The 14,871-nt window shown below is 68.0% G+C and carries 13 protein-coding genes; 2 read left to right on the top strand and 11 right to left on the bottom strand.

The window, feature by feature from the left end:
* Positions 1 to 58: 58 nt before the first annotated feature.
* Together ABVF28_RS03485 and ABVF28_RS03490 are read right to left on the bottom strand one after the other, a co-directional pair.
* Positions 59 to 664, bottom strand: a complete 606-nt coding sequence (locus tag ABVF28_RS03485) for a DUF4352 domain-containing protein (protein ID WP_179556578.1) — start codon at positions 662 to 664, stop codon at positions 59 to 61.
* Positions 665 to 674: 10 nt separating this feature from the next.
* Positions 675 to 2,054, bottom strand: a complete 1,380-nt coding sequence (locus ABVF28_RS03490) for a glycine--tRNA ligase (protein WP_179556577.1) — start codon at positions 2,052 to 2,054, stop codon at positions 675 to 677.
* Positions 2,055 to 2,292: 238 nt separating this feature from the next.
* Between ABVF28_RS03490 and ABVF28_RS03495 the strand changes: the two genes are divergently transcribed.
* On the top strand, positions 2,293 to 4,761 hold the full coding sequence (locus ABVF28_RS03495; RefSeq protein WP_371029501.1) for a hypothetical protein: 2,469 nt from the start codon (positions 2,293 to 2,295) through the stop codon (positions 4,759 to 4,761).
* Here ABVF28_RS03495 and ABVF28_RS03500 read toward each other — a convergent pair.
* Both ABVF28_RS03500 and recO read right to left on the bottom strand, forming a co-directional pair.
* The gene (locus ABVF28_RS03500; RefSeq protein ID WP_371029502.1) at positions 4,754 to 5,575 is read right to left on the bottom strand and encodes an isoprenyl transferase; all 822 of its coding nucleotides are present in this window, start codon (positions 5,573 to 5,575) and stop codon (positions 4,754 to 4,756) included. The two genes, ABVF28_RS03495 and ABVF28_RS03500, sit on opposite strands and share 8 nt — an antisense overlap.
* On the bottom strand, positions 5,572 to 6,381 hold the full coding sequence (gene recO, locus ABVF28_RS03505; RefSeq protein WP_371029503.1) for a DNA repair protein RecO: 810 nt from the start codon (positions 6,379 to 6,381) through the stop codon (positions 5,572 to 5,574). The genes ABVF28_RS03500 and recO overlap by 4 nt, the downstream gene beginning before the upstream one ends.
* A gap of 84 nt (positions 6,382 to 6,465) precedes the next feature.
* On the opposite strand from recO, the gene ABVF28_RS03510 reads away from it, so the two are divergent.
* Positions 6,466 to 7,278: a trimeric intracellular cation channel family protein gene (locus ABVF28_RS03510; protein WP_179556573.1), complete on the top strand. Its 813-nt coding sequence runs from the start codon at positions 6,466 to 6,468 to the stop codon at positions 7,276 to 7,278.
* A 37-nt stretch (positions 7,279 to 7,315) separates the two neighbouring features.
* Here the strand turns inward: ABVF28_RS03510 and leuA are convergent, their stop codons facing one another.
* The 7 genes from leuA to ABVF28_RS03545 all read right to left on the bottom strand — a co-directional run bounded on the left by leuA (position 7,316) and on the right by ABVF28_RS03545 (position 14,823).
* The gene (leuA, locus tag ABVF28_RS03515; RefSeq protein WP_371029504.1) at positions 7,316 to 9,088 is read right to left on the bottom strand and encodes a 2-isopropylmalate synthase; all 1,773 of its coding nucleotides are present in this window, start codon (positions 9,086 to 9,088) and stop codon (positions 7,316 to 7,318) included.
* Between the two features lie 155 nt (positions 9,089 to 9,243).
* Entirely contained in the window at positions 9,244 to 9,900 is a 657-nt protein-coding gene (locus ABVF28_RS03520; RefSeq protein ID WP_104312103.1) for a response regulator transcription factor, read from the bottom strand.
* A complete protein-coding gene (locus tag ABVF28_RS03525; RefSeq protein WP_371029505.1) occupies positions 9,897 to 11,282 on the bottom strand; it encodes a sensor histidine kinase in 1,386 nt (461 codons plus the stop codon). The genes ABVF28_RS03520 and ABVF28_RS03525 overlap by 4 nt, the downstream gene beginning before the upstream one ends.
* Positions 11,248 to 12,138 (bottom strand): GTPase Era, encoded by an 891-nt coding sequence (gene era / locus ABVF28_RS03530; RefSeq protein ID WP_104312105.1) that lies wholly within the window; start codon positions 12,136 to 12,138, stop codon positions 11,248 to 11,250. Before era ends, ABVF28_RS03525 begins: the two co-directional genes overlap by 35 nt.
* A complete protein-coding gene (locus ABVF28_RS03535) occupies positions 12,135 to 13,409 on the bottom strand; it encodes a hemolysin family protein (RefSeq protein WP_371029506.1) in 1,275 nt (424 codons plus the stop codon). The genes era and ABVF28_RS03535 overlap by 4 nt, the downstream gene beginning before the upstream one ends.
* Complete coding sequence (gene ybeY, locus ABVF28_RS03540; RefSeq protein ID WP_068480328.1) at positions 13,406 to 13,873, bottom strand: rRNA maturation RNase YbeY; 468 nt, start codon at positions 13,871 to 13,873, stop codon at positions 13,406 to 13,408. Before ybeY ends, ABVF28_RS03535 begins: the two co-directional genes overlap by 4 nt.
* Positions 13,870 to 14,823, bottom strand: a complete 954-nt coding sequence (locus ABVF28_RS03545; RefSeq protein WP_104312597.1) for a PhoH family protein — start codon at positions 14,821 to 14,823, stop codon at positions 13,870 to 13,872. The genes ybeY and ABVF28_RS03545 overlap by 4 nt, the downstream gene beginning before the upstream one ends.
* Between the last annotated feature and the right edge of the window lie 48 nt (positions 14,824 to 14,871).

Below are 14,871 nucleotides of genomic sequence, written 5' to 3' on the forward strand. Positions count from 1 at the left end.
CGCGTCGACTTTCGCACGCGCGCTGCCTCGACGCGACGACGTGCGACCCCAGGCCAGGTCAGACGGTGATCGACAGCTGCTCTGAGGGGGTGAAGCGCAGCCCCATCGGTCCGGAGGCATCGGCGGGAACGTCGAACACCAGATGGATGCGCGTACCTGCCCCGAGCGGGAGCTCACGAGCACCTGGCGGACCCGGCGGGAGGTCGGTGCCGTATGCGGTGACGCGCTCGTCGGCGACAGCCCGCGATCCCTCCCCGTCGATGATCTCGAAGACACCGGGGGCGATCACCAGCGCCGCGTCACCGTCGTTGCGGAGCTCAATGTCGACGACGCAGAACTGACCGGATGCCCGCGCGCTGCCGCCCTGCCAGTCGTGCCTCGGCAGACCGCACTGGATCTCACTGGCCGTCAACCGCACGCCATCGACCTCGACCGAACCGCGGCTCGTGAGCTCGGACCCCTCGCCGCGCCAGGCAGGCGTCGCCTCGCCCGCCGTCAGCGCTGCCTCGCCACGGTCGGTCGCTCGACTCGACACGTGGACGTAGCCGACCACAGCGAGGACGACGAGCAGCGAGGCGAGCGCCAGCAGGGTGACGCGCCACGAGCGACCCGCCCGCGAAGTCGCAGGCGGGCGCTCGGCACCGTCGGTCTTGCTCGGGCTCACGTCGGCTGAGTCAGGCCCCGAGGAGGCGAGCCGCGAGATAGGCCTCGAGCTGGTCGAGGGCGACGCGCTCCTGGGCCATCGAGTCGCGCTCGCGAACCGTCACGGCGTTGTCCTCGAGGGTGTCGAAGTCGACGGTGACGCAGAACGGCGTGCCGATCTCGTCCTGGCGGCGGTAGCGGCGACCGATCTGGCCCGCGTCATCCACATCGATGCTCCAGTGCTTGCGGAGCTTGTCGCCGAGCTCACGGGCCACCGGGCTGAGGCGCTCGTCGCGGCTCAGCGGCAGCACAGCGACCTTGATGGGCGCGAGGCGCGGGTCGAGGCGCAGCACGGTACGGATGTCGACGCCGCCCTTGGCGTTCGGCGCCTCCTCCTCGACGTAGGAGTCGACGAGGAACGCCATCATCGACCGCGTCAGGCCGAAGCTCGGCTCGATCACGAACGGCGTGTAGCGCTCGCCGGTTGCCTGGTCGAAGTAGTTGAGGCCCGTGCCGGACGCCGTCGAGTGCGACGTGAGGTCGTAGTCGGTGCGGTTCGCGACGCCCATCAGCTCGCCCCATCCGGTGCCCTTGAACCCGAACTGGTACTCGAAGTCGATCGTGCCGGCGGAGTAGTGCGCGCGCTCCTCCTTGGGAACGTCGAAACGGCGCATGTTGTCCGGGTTCAGGCCGAGGTCCGTGAACCAGTTCCAGCAGGCCTCCACCCAATCCTCGAACCACTTCTGCGCCTCGTCGGGGTGCACGAAGAACTCGATCTCCATCTGCTCGAACTCACGCGTGCGGAAGATGAAGTTGCCTGGCGTGATCTCGTTGCGGAACGCCTTGCCGACCTGGCCGATGCCGAACGGCGGCTTCTTGCGCGACGTCGTGAGCACGTTGTTGAAGTTCACGAAGATGCCCTGCGCGGTCTCAGGGCGCATGTAGTGGAGGCCAGCCTCGTTGTCGACCGGACCGAGGTAGGTCTTGACGAGTCCGGAGAACAGCTGCGGCTCCGTCCACTGGCCCTTGGTGCCGCAGTCAGGGCAGACGATCTCCGACATGCCTTCTGGAGCGCGCTTCTTCTTCGCCTCGAACGCCTCGACGAGGTGGTCCTGGCGGTGGCGCTTGTGGCAGCTGAGGCACTCGACCAGCGGGTCCGTGAACGTGGCGACGTGGCCGGAGGCCTCCCAGACGGCCTTGGGGAGGATGATCGAGGAGTCGAGACCCACCATGTCGGCGCGCCCGCGGACGAACGTCTGCCACCACTGCTTCTTGATGTTCTCCTTGAGCTCGACGCCGAGGGGGCCGTAGTCCCACGAGGCGCGCGTGCCTCCGTAGATCTCGCCGGCCTGGAAGACGAAGCCGCGTCGCTTCGCGAGGGCGATGACCTTATCGAGCGTGGATTGCGCCATTGAGAAAAACTCCTGCTGAGGGTGTCGAAGGCGAGCCCAGGGTCGTGCTCGCCGCAAGTCGCCAGTCTAGTCAGCCGCCGAACTCGCGGCTGGCCCAGTCGACGCGATGGCGTGGAAGTTATCCACAGATGCCAGCGTGAACCACCGGTGCGCTCCTCTCTCCTGCAACCATGTCGCGGACCACCTGAACACTCGAATGACGCGGTCTCCCAGGGCGTCTGTCATCCGAAGGACACCAGTGACCCTCCAATCAGCGCGCAGAATCGCCGTCGACAAGCAATTCCTCACCTCAGCGGCCGCGCACGCCGGCATCACCGCAGGCGCCGCGGCCTTCGCCGGCGCCGCACTCTGCGTCGCGACGGCTCTCTTCCTGAGCGAGGCCCTGAACGCGGGGTCCGCCGCATCCGGTCCCAGCAGCTCCGGCATGCAGTTCGCCGATCAGCTCTGGCGAATGTTCCTCCTGCTCACTTTGCTGCCGTTCAGCGGGCGCCTCGGGGCGGGCTTCGAGACCATCGGCGGTTTCGTCAGCACGGGCGACGAGGGGTTCACCCTGGGCGTGTGGCCGCTCGCCTCGCTGGCCTGTGTGGTCCTCGCAAGCCTTCTCGGCGCGTATCTGCTCGAACGCCGTCACCCGCAGCGCAGCGGCGGAATGCGCGCGGGAGCCGCCGCGGCCGCTGGGGCCGCTTTCGCCGTGCTCATGCTTCTCGTCGCCGTGCCGGGCGTCCGCTTCGATGCGCCAGGCGCGGTCGCCACCGTCTCGGCTCTCGGACCCGCGCTCGCGCCGTTCTCGTTCGCGACCGTGTTCGCGAGCGGCTGGCTCGGCAGGTCCCTCGCAACCCGCAAGCGACTCGAAGTCGGGCCGACGAGGAGACCACGAGGGCCGCTGGCGCACGAGCTCGCGAGCCTCGCCACCGACCTCGGCATCTATGCAGGAGCGCTCTCACTCACCGGCGCGGTGCTGGGCACCGTCACCCTCGTGGTCGTCTTCGTGCAGACCGGCGGTCAGAGCGCACTGCTTCCCATGCTGCTCGCCGGTGCTCCGCACGCGGGCTTCTGGGCGCTCATCCTCGCGCACCTCGGAGCCGTCACGGTGACAGCCCCGTACACCGCCCTCCAGGGCATCTCCGTCCTGTCACCGGACCTCCCGTTCGCCTGGTTCTCGGTGCTTCCCGTCGTCCTGGCCTCGCTCGGTTCGGCGCTCGTCATCGGTGTCGGACGCTCCCGGACGCGCACCCCAGACCTGGCGAAGATCTGGCGCCTCCCCGCCGCGGTCTTCGTCCTGTGGATGCTGGGCTCGCTGGTCTTCCTCCCCGTGACGCTCTCCGGTTCGGCGACGGTGCTCGGCTTCACGCTTGGGGATCTCGATCTCGCCGCTCGCCCCGCATTCTGGACCCCTGCGCTCTTCGCCGTCTGGGCCCTGGCCGTCGAGCTCGGCGCATGGGCGCTCCCAGACCGCGCCAGGGCCCTCACACCGAGGGCCCACGCCGTCGCGATCCGGATCCGCACGCAAGTCGGGGGCTCGGGATCGCCAGCCAGCGTGGAGTGGGCAGGCACCGCGCCCGTCTCGCTGCCGTCGGTGTCGGCGTCGGTGTCGCCCCACCAGGCGTCCTCGCTCCCAGAGCCTCGGCACGAATCAGCAGGACCCCAGCCTCAGCCCATGACCGGGAGGACCAAGCGCCGACTTCGCATCGTCGGCGTCTGCACCACGGTCGCAGTGCTTGTCGTCACGGCTTCCGCGATCGCGATCACGTCGGTCAACACGCAGCGCGGTGCGGTCGCGAAGGTCCGCGAATACGTGGAAGCGATCGCCGCGGGCGACGCGACGCACGCCGGCGAGCTGGTCGACCCCAACGTCGAGACCTCGCAACGCGACTACGTGAGCGATGCGATGCTCGCATCAGCCACCGAGCGGATCACCGTCCTGGACGTGGTCGAGACGGAGCTGAGCCCGGCGGCCCCGAGCACGAGCTGGTTCGAGGAACCCGCCCAGGAGCCGCACGGATCCGGCCGCGAGACGCGGAACGTGCAGGTCACCTACCGGCTCGGCGGCACGACGGAGAGCACCGTGCTCGCCGTAGAGCGGATCGAGAACGAGTTCCTCGTCCTCGAGACCTGGCGGGTCGTCACCCCACTCGTCTTCGAGTCCGTCGCCGGCACCAGCCACGCCATGGACTTCACCATCGGCGCTGTGGCGGCAGCACCTGGACCAGTTGAGACGCTGACCTGGGAAGGCAGCCAGCCGGTGAGCTGGGTGCCGTTCAGCGCGTACCCGGCCATCTACCCGGTGAGCGGGACCGAGTCGACGTTCTACTCGGTTGCCAGCGAGCCCGTCCGGGTCGGCCCAGTCGAAGCCGAGCACGTGCCTGATCGCAACCTGGTCTACACCCCCACCGACGCCCTCACCGAAGCGGTGGACGCCGCCGTCACAGCCATGATCGACGAGTGCGTGCTGTCAACCGACGCGGCGCCCGACGGCTGCCCGTTCGACACCTACGTCTACGGCGCGGACACGCCCCTGAGCTGGCAGGTCACCAGCTACCCGGACGTGTCAGTGAGCACGACGTCAGACCGATTCGAGGTCGAGGATGGCCTCGCGAGCTTCTCGTACACCGGAAGCAGCGGTCGGACGAGCACGGGCTCCAGTCCCATCCGGACGACGGGGACCTTCACAGTCGTCGGAGGCACTGTCACGATCGAGTTCAGCTGAGGGCGCTCGGGGGCGAGCCTGTCGGCGCCGTCGGCGCGTCGACCGCTCCCCCGAAACGCCGATCCCGACCGGCATATCGCTCGATGGCTTCCCAGAGGTCCGTCCTCGAGAAGTCCGGCCACAGTGTGTCCAGGAAGCACATCTCCGCGTAGGCCGCCTGCCAGATAAGGAAGTTGCTGGTGCGCTGCTCGCCACTCGAGCGGACGAACAGGTCGACATCAGGCATCTCCGGGTCGTAGAGGTGCTTGGCGATCGTCTGCTCGGTGACGCGCTCCGGGCGCAGCCGGCCCGCGCGAACCTCCTCCGCGATGCTCCTGACAGCGTCCGCGATCTCGAGGCGACCGCCGTAGTTGACGCACATCGTGAGCGTCATCCGCGTGTTGTCCTTCGTCAAGCGCTCAGCAAGCTGGAGGTCCTTGATGACCGACTTCCACAGCCGCGGCTCACGACCCGCCCAACGGATGCGCACACCCCACTCGTTGAGCTGATCGCGCTGGCGGTGCAGGACGTCGCGGTTGAACCCCATGAGGAAGCGCACCTCCTCCGGCGAGCGCTTCCAGTTCTCCGTCGAGAAGGCATAGGCGCTCAGGTGCTTCACACCGACCTGCAGGGCCCCGGCCACGACGTCGAGCAGCGCGGCCTCGCCGGCTCGATGCCCCTCGATCCGCGGCAGACCACGCTGGTTCGCCCATCTCCCGTTGCCGTCCATGACGACAGCGACGTGAGACGGCACCTCGGACGCATCGAACTGCGGCGGATACACGCCGGTCCAGTCGACGGGCTTGAACTCCCGCGGTTGCTTGCTGCGGCTCATGCCTTCTCCTCAATGCTCGGCTCGACGGCCTCTTCGCGAACGGATGCTGCTGCGCTGGGCGACTCCAGCCTGCCGAGCAGTCGATCGTGCTCGAGCACCTGCATGGATCGGAGCTTCTTCTCGAGGTACTGCTGCGAGTACGCCGAGACGATACCGCTTGCGCGGGCCCTCGGCGGCGCATCGAGCGTGTCCAGCGTCGCCCAGTCGCCAGACAGCAGGGCTCGGAGCGCGTCGATGGTCGCAGCATCCACACGCATGACGCCGGCCGGCGTGCACCGCGCGCACACCACACCGCCGAGCTGCACGCTGAACCGCTCATGCGGCCCGGGGGCCCCACATCGCGCGCAGTCATCCAGCGCCGGGGCCCAGCCCGCCAGCGAGAGTGCACGCAGCAGGTACGAGTCGAGAATGTCCTGGGACGCCCTCGCGCCCATGGTCAGGGCACGCAGAGCCCCGATGACCAGCGTGTACTGCTGCGGCGTGGGCTCAGCCTCGGCGATCCGCTCGGCAGCCTCGACGATCACCGACGCCGCCGAGTAGCGCGAGTAGTCGTCGACCAGGTCGCGGCCGTACGCGGCCAACGTCACCGCCTGCGTGACCGTGTCGAGATTGCGGCCCGCGTAGCACTGCACATCCACGACCATGAACGGCTCGAGTCGTGCCCCGAACTTCGAGGAGGTGCGTCTCACGCCGCGCGCGACGGCGCGCACCTTCCCCCGCTCCTTGCCGAGCAGCGTCACGATGCGGTCGGCTTCGCCGAGGCGCTGGGTGCGAAGGACGACCGCCTCGTCGCGATAGGTGGGCATCCATCCAGTATGAACCTCCTCTCACCGAGAGGCCGGAACCACGCGTGACCGAGCCGATGACGGTGCTGTGCGAGCATTGAGTCCATGGACTCGCCCGCCACGACGCTCCCCCTCTGGCTGGACCTCACCGCCATCGCTATCGGCGCCATCACGGCGGCCATGGTCGCGGAGCAGTTCCGCGACAAGAAGCTCGACTGGCTCGGGGTCGTGATCATCGGCATCACGGTCGGTCTCGGCGGGGGCATCATCCGCGACCTCCTGCTCGGCATCCGCCCGGTGAGCATGGAGACCGAGTGGTTCCTGTTCACGGCCGGAGCGGCGGCGCTCGGAGGGATGCTGCTGCAGCGCGTGCTGCGACGAATGGACGGACTCGTGTCGGTGCTCGATGCCGCCGCGCTCGGGTTTTTCTGCGCGGTCGGCACCCTGAAGGCGATGAACTTCGAGCTCCCCATCCTGCCGACGCTGCTCGTGGGCACCGTCACCGCAGCCGGCGGCGGCGTGGTTCGGGACATGCTGCTCGGAATGCCCGTCGGCATCCTCTTCGTCGGCTCGCTGTACGCGATCGCGGCAACGGCGGGAAGCGCCGCGTTCGTGCTCGCCGACTACCTCGGCGTCTCTCAGATCATCGGCATCGTGATCTGCGTCGCGGTGACGTTCGCGGTGCGCATGGCGAGTGTCTGGTTCGGACTCAGCCTTCCTGAGCAGATAGCGCTGCGGATGCCCCGGTTCCGACGATCTGCGCGCACGGGGAAGACCGAGCGGGAGCGGCCGTTCACCGACCGGGAGATTCTCGAGGCGTCGGGCTTCCACGCCCTGGACACGCGCCCCATCGCAGTCCTCGAGGAGAAGCGGGCCAACCAGGAGCAGAAGAGGGCGAGCGACCCGGACTCGGAGTGAGCTCCGGTCGGGCGCCCGCCCTCCTTGGTGGTCGCGCCTACGCGACGGTCGTCAGCTGCGCGTCCAGCTCGGCCTCGGTCTGCCCGCGCAGCGCACGGTTGACGCCCGACACGATGGCCTTGAGCGAGGCGGTCGAGATGTCGCTGTCGATGCCGACACCCCACAGGCGCACGCCGGCGACGTCGAGCTCGATGTAGGCAGCGGCACGAGCGTCGCCGCCGACCGAGAGCGCATGCTCGACGTAGTCGAGCAGCTCGACCTGCAGACCCTGCTCACCGAGCAGCTGCATGAAGGCGTCGAGCGGACCATTCCCCTTGGACGCGTGGTCCTCGACCGCGGTCCCGTCTCGCAGCGAGACGCTGAGGTCGACCGCGCCGTCGAGCGCGGAGCTCGTCGCGGTGCGGAACAGCTCGAAGCGGCCCCACTTGTGCTGCTCGCTCTCCGCTGGCAGGTACTCGTCGTTGAAGATGCGCCAGATGGCGTCGGTCGAGACCTCGCCACCTTCGGAGTCGGTCTTGTTCTGCACGACGCCGGAGAACTCGATCTGCAGGCGACGCGGCAGGTCCAGGTTGTGGTGCTCCTTGAGCAGGTACGCGACACCGCCCTTGCCCGACTGCGAGTTGACGCGGATGACCGCCTCGTAGCTGCGGCCGAGGTCGCGCGGGTCGACGGGCAGGTACGGGACCTCCCAGGTCAGCTCCTCGACGGAGACCCCGAGGGCTTCGGCCTTTGCGGCCATCGCCTCGAACCCCTTCTTGATGGCGTCCTGATGCGAGCCGGAGAAGGCCGTGTAGACCAGGTCCCCGCCCCACGGCGCGCGCTCGCCCACCGGGAGCTGCGTGCAGTACTCGACCGTGCGTCGGATGCCGTCGATGTCGGAGAAGTCGATCTGCGGGTCGACACCCTGCGTGAACATGTTGACGCCGAGCGTCACCAGGTCCACGTTGCCCGTGCGCTCGCCGTTGCCGAAGAGGCAGCCTTCGATGCGGTCGGCCCCGGCGAGGTAGCCGAGCTCGGCTGCCGCGACGCCGGTGCCCCGGTCGTTGTGCGGGTGGAGGGAGAGCACGACGCTCTCGCGCCGGGCCAGGTTGCGGTGCATCCACTCGATCGAGTCCGCGTACACGTTCGGGGTCGACATCTCGACGGTCGCCGGCAGGTTGATGATGACCGGACGCTCGGGGCTCGCGTCGAAGCCCTCGATGACCTGGTTGCAGATGTCGACGGCGAAGTCGAGCTCGGTGCCCGTGTAGCTCTCCGGGGAGTACTCGTAGTAGATCTTCGTGTCTGGCACGATCGCCTCGGCCTCGCGGCAGAGGCGCACACCCTCGAGCGCGATGTCGATGATGCCCTGGCGATCCTTGCGGAAGACGACCTCACGCTGCAGCACGCTGGTGGAGTTGTAGAGGTGGACGATTGCCTGCTTGGCGCCCTTGAGGGACTCGAAGGTGCGCGTGATGAGGTGGCCGCGGGCCTGCGTCAGCACCTGGATCGTCACGTCGTCGGGAATGACGTTCTCTTCGATGAGCGAACGCACGAAGTCGAAGTCGGTCTGGCTGGCCGACGGGAAGCCTACCTCGATCTCCTTGTAGCCCATGCGGACCAGGAGGTCGAAGAGCGCACGCTTGCGCTCGGGCGACATCGGGTCGATGAGGGCCTGGTTCCCATCGCGCAGGTCGACGGCGCACCAGCGGGGTGCGCGCTCGATGCGCTTCGACGGCCAGGTGCGGTCGGGCAGCTCGACGGTGATCTGCTCGTGGTGCGGGACATAGCGATGCGCTGGCATCGACGACGGCTGCTGCATGTTCTTCATTTTTGGCTCCGAGATTGGCTTCGAGACGTGCTAAGCCGACAGCAGACTCCGCGGCGAGGGGGGCTTAGAGCGAAGCCTCGCCGCGGCAGCGAAGAAGGAGCGTGCCGAACAGCATGGTCACAGCGTAACACCGAGGCACTCGTTCACTTGCTCGATCAGTTGAGTCCGTGCTCGTAGGCGAAGACGACGAGCTGCACGCGATCCCGCAGCCCGAGTTTCGCGAGCACCCGCGAGATGTGCGTCTTCACCGTCGCCTCGCTGAGGAACTCCTGCCGCGCGATCTCCCCGTTCGAGAGGCCCCGCGAGGCGAGCGCGAACATCTCCCGCTCACGTTCCGTGAGGGTCAGGTAGCGCTCTGGGACAGCCACCGCCTCTGGGACCGCTGCGGAGTACCGACGGATGAGGTCAGCCGTGGCCTGAGCCGCGAAGACCTCCGCGCCGGTGTTGACCGTGCGAACCGCGGCAAGGAGGAACTCGGGGTCGGCGTCCTTCAGCAGGAAGCCGCTGGCGCCCGCGCCGACGGCCTTCGCGACGGCCTCGTCGAGGTCGAACGTCGTGAGGACGAGGATGCGCGTCGCCGAGCCGCTCGCGACGATCTGCTTCGTGGACTCGAGCCCGTCTTGACCCGGCATGCGCACATCCATGAGCATCACGTCCGGCTTCAGCGCCTTCGCAAGAGCTACCCCGGCGGCCCCGTCGCTGGCCTCCCCGATGAAGCGCATGTCGTCCTGGCTCTCGATGAGCATCCTGATGCCGCTGCGGAACAGAGGCTGGTCGTCGACGAGCGCGACGGTGATCTGACTGCTGGTCACAGGTCCTGCCTCTCGGTTGTCGTGCGGGCACGGTCGCCCTCGAGGTCTCCCGTGCCGGTCGGCTGTGCTGAAGCGAGCGGCAGCCAGGCATGGACGCGGAACTGCCCACCCAGTCGCTCTGCCTGCACGTTACCGCCTGCTATGCCGATGCGCTCGGCCATGCCGATGAGACCGTGTCCCGTGTCGGTCCGCGGGCGGGGCGGGGCGGCGATGGCGTTCACGATGGTGACCTCGAAGACCTGCCCCCAGCTCAACCGGACGACGACCTGCTGCGTCGCATCGCCATGCTTGAGGACGTTCGTGAGCGACTCCTGCAGCAGGCGGAAGACCGCGCCCTGCGCCTGCGTCGAGAGCGTCCCAGGCTGCCCGCGGGTCTCGAGCTGCAGATCGAGGCCCGCAGCGCGCATTCGGGAGTAGAGAGCTGGAAGCTCATCGAGCCCCGGCTCCGGGCCCGCCTCCTGGCTGTGACGCAGCTGCCCGAGGAGCCCTCGGACGTCGACGAGGGCGCTCCTCGCCGTCGACGAGATGGTCACGAGGGCGGCTTCCGCAGCTTCCGGGCTGCTCTTCATCGCGTATCTGGCGCCATCGGCCTGCGCGACGACGACGGCGAGCGAATGCGCGACCACGTCGTGCATGTCGCGAGCGATCTGCGTGCGCTCCTGCTCCGCCGTCAGCTGCTCCTTCGCGCGCAGGCGCTCCAGCTCGGTGATGGCCGCGCGGTTCTTGACCTCCTGCGCCCTCAGGTGCATGCGGCGCAGCAGCCCAGCCAGCCAGGCGACGACACCAGCCCCCACGAATAGAAGCCAGATTAGTGCCGCCGAGAGCAGGAACTCGTCTCTGCTTCCGTCGAGATTCGACGCGATCGATGCCCAGGTGAAGGTGCCGGGGTCCCAATGCGGCATCAAGGCGACGATGAGGGTGGGCGCGATGATCCCGTAGGCGCCGGAGGTGACAAGCAGTGCTCGGCTTCCGTACGCGACGGCAGCGTAGATGCTGAGGTAGATCGCCACGTCCTGCGGATGGGGCCCGAACGCGAAGATCGACTTCAGCAGAGCCGCCAGCACGACGATGAGGAAGCTCGGCCATGGAGCGTAGCGGCGGAGGATGATGGCGACCGTGAAGAGCACCCAGGAGGGCAGCAGCAGCCAGGTCAGGGTGGTGCCGTTCGACGCGTCGTAATCGAACGGCAGCCCCAGGCTGATGGCGAAGAGCACACCGAGGATGATGTCGGTCACCCACTGGAGCCAGGTCAGGCGGTGGGTGTGCTGCGTCCAGAGGCGTGTCACCGTGGCGAGCAGCGATTCCCGCTTCTTCGACTCCACCGCCCGGGCAGCCGGGCTGGCCGTCTCAGAAACCGAGGCGTCCGAGCTGCTTCGGGTCACGCTGCCACTCCTTCGCCACCTTCACGCGGATCGAGACGATGACGCGTCCCTCGGTGATCTGCGAGATCTCCCGTTGCGCCTGCTCGCGGATGCGCTTGAGCCGTTCCCCGCCGCGCCCGATGATGATGCCCTTCTGGCTGTCGCGCTCGACGACGATGTTGACGTAGAGCTCGCGGGTCACGCCGTCGTCGCGGGTGACGATCTCCTCGACGGTGACGGCGATCGAGTGCGGGAGCTCGTCGTGCACACCCTCGAGGGCGGCCTCGCGGACGAGCTCGGCTGCGCGCTGCTCGAACGACTCCTCGGTCTTCATATCGCTCGGGTAGAGCGGTTCCGATTCCGGGAGGAGCGCGAGGATGATGCCGGTCAGCGTGTCGAGCTGGATGTCCTCCGCCGCCGAGACCGGCACGATGTCGTCCCATTCGCGGAGGCCCTGCACGTCGACGAGGCGCGCCGCGAGGACGTCGCGGCTCACCGTCTCTGCCTTCGTGACGATGGCGATCTTGCGCGCCTTGGGAGCCTCCTCGAGCTGCTCGTTGATGAAGCGGTCCCCCGGGCCGACCGGCTCGTTCGCCGGGACGCAGAATCCGATGACGTCAACCTCGGCGAGCGTTGCGTGCACGACGTCGTTGAGACGCTCGCCGAGCAGCGTGCGCGGGCGATGCATTCCAGGCGTGTCGACGATGATGACCTGGCCGTCCTCACGGTGGACGATACCTCGAACGGCCCGGCGGGTCGTCTGGGGCTTGTCCGAGATGATGGCGATCTTCTCGCCGACCAGCGCGTTCGTCAGGGTCGACTTCCCGACGTTCGGGCGACCCACGAAGGTCACGAATCCTGCTCGGTAGTTCGTCATGCTTCCATTCCTGACTCTTGAAGTGGTTCCAGGCGACGCGCCAGGACGGTGAGGATGCGCTTGCGAGGGCCGACGCGCTCGGCGACGAGCTCGATGCCGTCGACGACTGCCCTGTCCCCGCGCTCGGGGATCTTCGACAGCGACTTCGCGAGCAGGCCGCCCACGGAGTCGACGTCATCGAACTCGAGGTCGATGTCGAAGAGGTCTCCGAGCTCGCCGGTAGCGAGCCGGGAGGAGACCCGGTAGCCGCCGTCGAGCAGCTTTCGTGGTTCGTCGCCCGGTCGATCGTACTCGTCGCTGATCTCGCCGACGAGCTCCTCGATGAGATCCTCCAGGGTGACGAGGCCCGCGATGCCGCCGTACTCGTCGACTACCATGGAGAGGTGGGTCGCGGAGGCCTGCATGCGCCGCAGCAGCAGATCGGCGCGGAGTGACTCAGGAACGAAGTCTGCCTGGCGCGCCAGCTCCACGGCGGGCTTCGACCGGCTCTCCTCCTGCAGCGACTGCCGCACGAGGTCCTTCAGATAGAGCACTCCGAGAATGTCGTCGCTGTCGCGCCCCACGACAGGGGCGCGGGAGATGCCGGTCTCGAGGAACTGCTCGAGTGCGTCTCTGACGCCCTCGTCGCCGTCGATCGTCACCATGTCCGTGCGGGCGACCATGACCTCGCGGACGAGCCGGTCGGAGAACTCGAAGACGGAGTGGATGAGCTCGCGGTCGCCGTGCTCGAGCACCTTGAGGTCGGCGGCCTCGTCGACCATGTTGAGCAGCTCCTCTTCGCTGGAGACCGAGCCGATGCGCTGCGGTCGTCCAGGAGTCACCCGGTCGCCGAGCACGACAAGAAGGTCTGCGACCGGCCCGATGACCACCCGGACGGCGCGTGCGATCGGCGCGGCGAAGCTCATGACCTGCTGCGGATGCGCGCGGGCGACGCTTCTCGGGCTGGTCCCCGCGATGATGAACGACACCAGGATCATGATGGCCACGGAGACGAGGAACGCCTGCCACCTGACGTCGAAGAGGTCGGTCAGGATGAGCGTCACGAGCACCGCGGACATGCTCTCGAACAGGACGCGCGCGAAGGTCAGCGCGTTGCTGTGCGCGCCTGGATCGGCGGCGATGGCCTCGATGGAGCGCCGTGCGCGGCTCTCAGCCGCCACCTGCTCGAGCTCGGGCCGGGAGAGGCGAGCGATGACCGCTTCAGTTGCGGCGAGCAGTCCGCTCAGCGCCACCATCAGGACGATGGCGGCGACGAGCAGAACCGCGGTCATCTGGCGCGCTTCCTCTCCTGGAGGTGGAAGCCGACGAGGATGTCGCGCTGGAGCCCGAACATCTGCTTCTCCTCCTCGGGCTCGGCGTGATCGAAGCCCAGGAGGTGGAGGACGCCGTGCGTCGTCAGCAGCAGCAGCTCGTCCATCATGGAGTGTCCCGCGGCCTTGGCCTGATCCGTGGCGACCTGCGGGCACAGCACGATGTCGCCCAGGAGTCCCGGAGGAGTCTGCCTGTCGACGTTGCCTGGCCGGAGCTCGTCCATGGGGAAGCTCAGCACGTCGGTCGGACCGGGCTCGCCCATCCACTGCACGTGCAGCTCCTCCATGGGACCGACCTCGACGAGAACGATGGCGAGCTCGGACTCGGCGTGGACATGCAGCTGGTCGAGCGCGTACGCCGCGACACGCTGCAGAGCACCCTCGTCGACCTCGTAGCTGGCCTCGTTGTTGACCTCGATGCTCATCGGCCCTCGTTCCTGTCCCGGCGACGGTGATCGTCGGCCTGTTTCTTCTGGTCGTACTCGGTGTAGGCGTCGACGATGCGCGCCACGAGGGTGTGCCTGACGACGTCGTCGCTCGTCAGGTGCGAGAAGTGCACCTCGTCGATACCGCCGAGCACGTGCGTGACGAGCTTCAGGCCGGAGGCCCCCATCGGCAGGTCGAGCTGCGTGATGTCGCCCGTGACGACCATCTTCGAGCCGAACCCGAGCCTCGTCAGGAACATCTTCATCTGCTCTGGCGTCGTGTTCTGTGCCTCGTCGAGCACGACGAACGCGTCGTTGAGTGTGCGTCCGCGCATGTACGCGAGGGGAGCGACCTCGATCGTGCCGCTCGCCATGAGCTTGACGACCACTTCGGGGTCGAGCATCTCGTTGAGCGCGTCGAAGAGCGGTCGCAGGTACGGGTCGATCTTGTCGTTGAGCGTGCCGGGCAGGTATCCGAGCCGCTCGCCGGCCTCGACGGCAGGGCGAGTCAGGATGATCCGGGTGACCTCCTTGCGCTGCAGGGCCTGGACAGCCTTCGCCATCGCCAGGTAGGTCTTGCCGGTTCCCGCCGGCCCGATGCCGAAGACGATCGTGTTGTCGTCGATCGCATCCACATACTGCTTCTGGCCGAGCGTCTTCGGGCGGATGATCTTGCCGCGGGACTGGACGATCGCCTGTCCGAGGACGTCGGTCGGGGTCTCCTCGCCGCGATCGATGAGACGCTGCGAGCGCTCGACCTGGGCGGGCTCGAGGTCGACGCCGCTCCTGGCCATCTCGGTGATCTCGCGCAGGAGCGCCTCAGCGGCCGCGACGTCGCCGCGCTGCCCGCTGAAGGTGATCTCGTTGCCGCGGGCGAGCACCCGCACGCGTGGATGCTCGCGCTCCACTGACTTGAGCAGCCGGTCCCCCGGTCCGAGGAGACGCACCATGGCGACCCCCTCCACCGTCGTGGTCTGCTCGACGAAGTCGTCCTCGAC

Origin of the sequence: Pseudoclavibacter sp. JSM 162008 (assembly GCF_041366455.1) — a bacterium.
Lineage (GTDB): Bacteria > Actinomycetota > Actinomycetes > Actinomycetales > Microbacteriaceae > Pseudoclavibacter.

Bases quoted from the DNA above. Each gene is read 5' to 3' on its own strand.
- ABVF28_RS03490 (WP_179556577.1), bottom strand. From the start codon at position 2,054: ATGGCGCAATCCACGCTCGATAAGGTCATCGCCCTCGCGAAGCGACGC.
- ABVF28_RS03500 (WP_371029502.1), bottom strand. From the start codon at position 5,575: ATGAGCCGCAGCAAGCAACCGCGGGAGTTCAAGCCCGTCGACTGGACC.
- recO (WP_371029503.1), bottom strand. From the start codon at position 6,381: ATGCCCACCTATCGCGACGAGGCGGTCGTCCTTCGCACCCAGCGCCTC.
- ABVF28_RS03510 (WP_179556573.1), top strand. From the start codon at position 6,466: ATGGACTCGCCCGCCACGACGCTCCCCCTCTGGCTGGACCTCACCGCC.
- leuA (WP_371029504.1), bottom strand. From the start codon at position 9,088: ATGAAGAACATGCAGCAGCCGTCGTCGATGCCAGCGCATCGCTATGTC.
- era (WP_104312105.1), bottom strand. From the start codon at position 12,138: ATGACGAACTACCGAGCAGGATTCGTGACCTTCGTGGGTCGCCCGAAC.
- ABVF28_RS03535 (WP_371029506.1), bottom strand. From the start codon at position 13,409: ATGACCGCGGTTCTGCTCGTCGCCGCCATCGTCCTGATGGTGGCGCTG.
- ybeY (WP_068480328.1), bottom strand. From the start codon at position 13,873: ATGAGCATCGAGGTCAACAACGAGGCCAGCTACGAGGTCGACGAGGGT.
- ABVF28_RS03545 (WP_104312597.1), bottom strand. From the start codon at position 14,823: ATGGTGCGTCTCCTCGGACCGGGGGACCGGCTGCTCAAGTCAGTGGAG.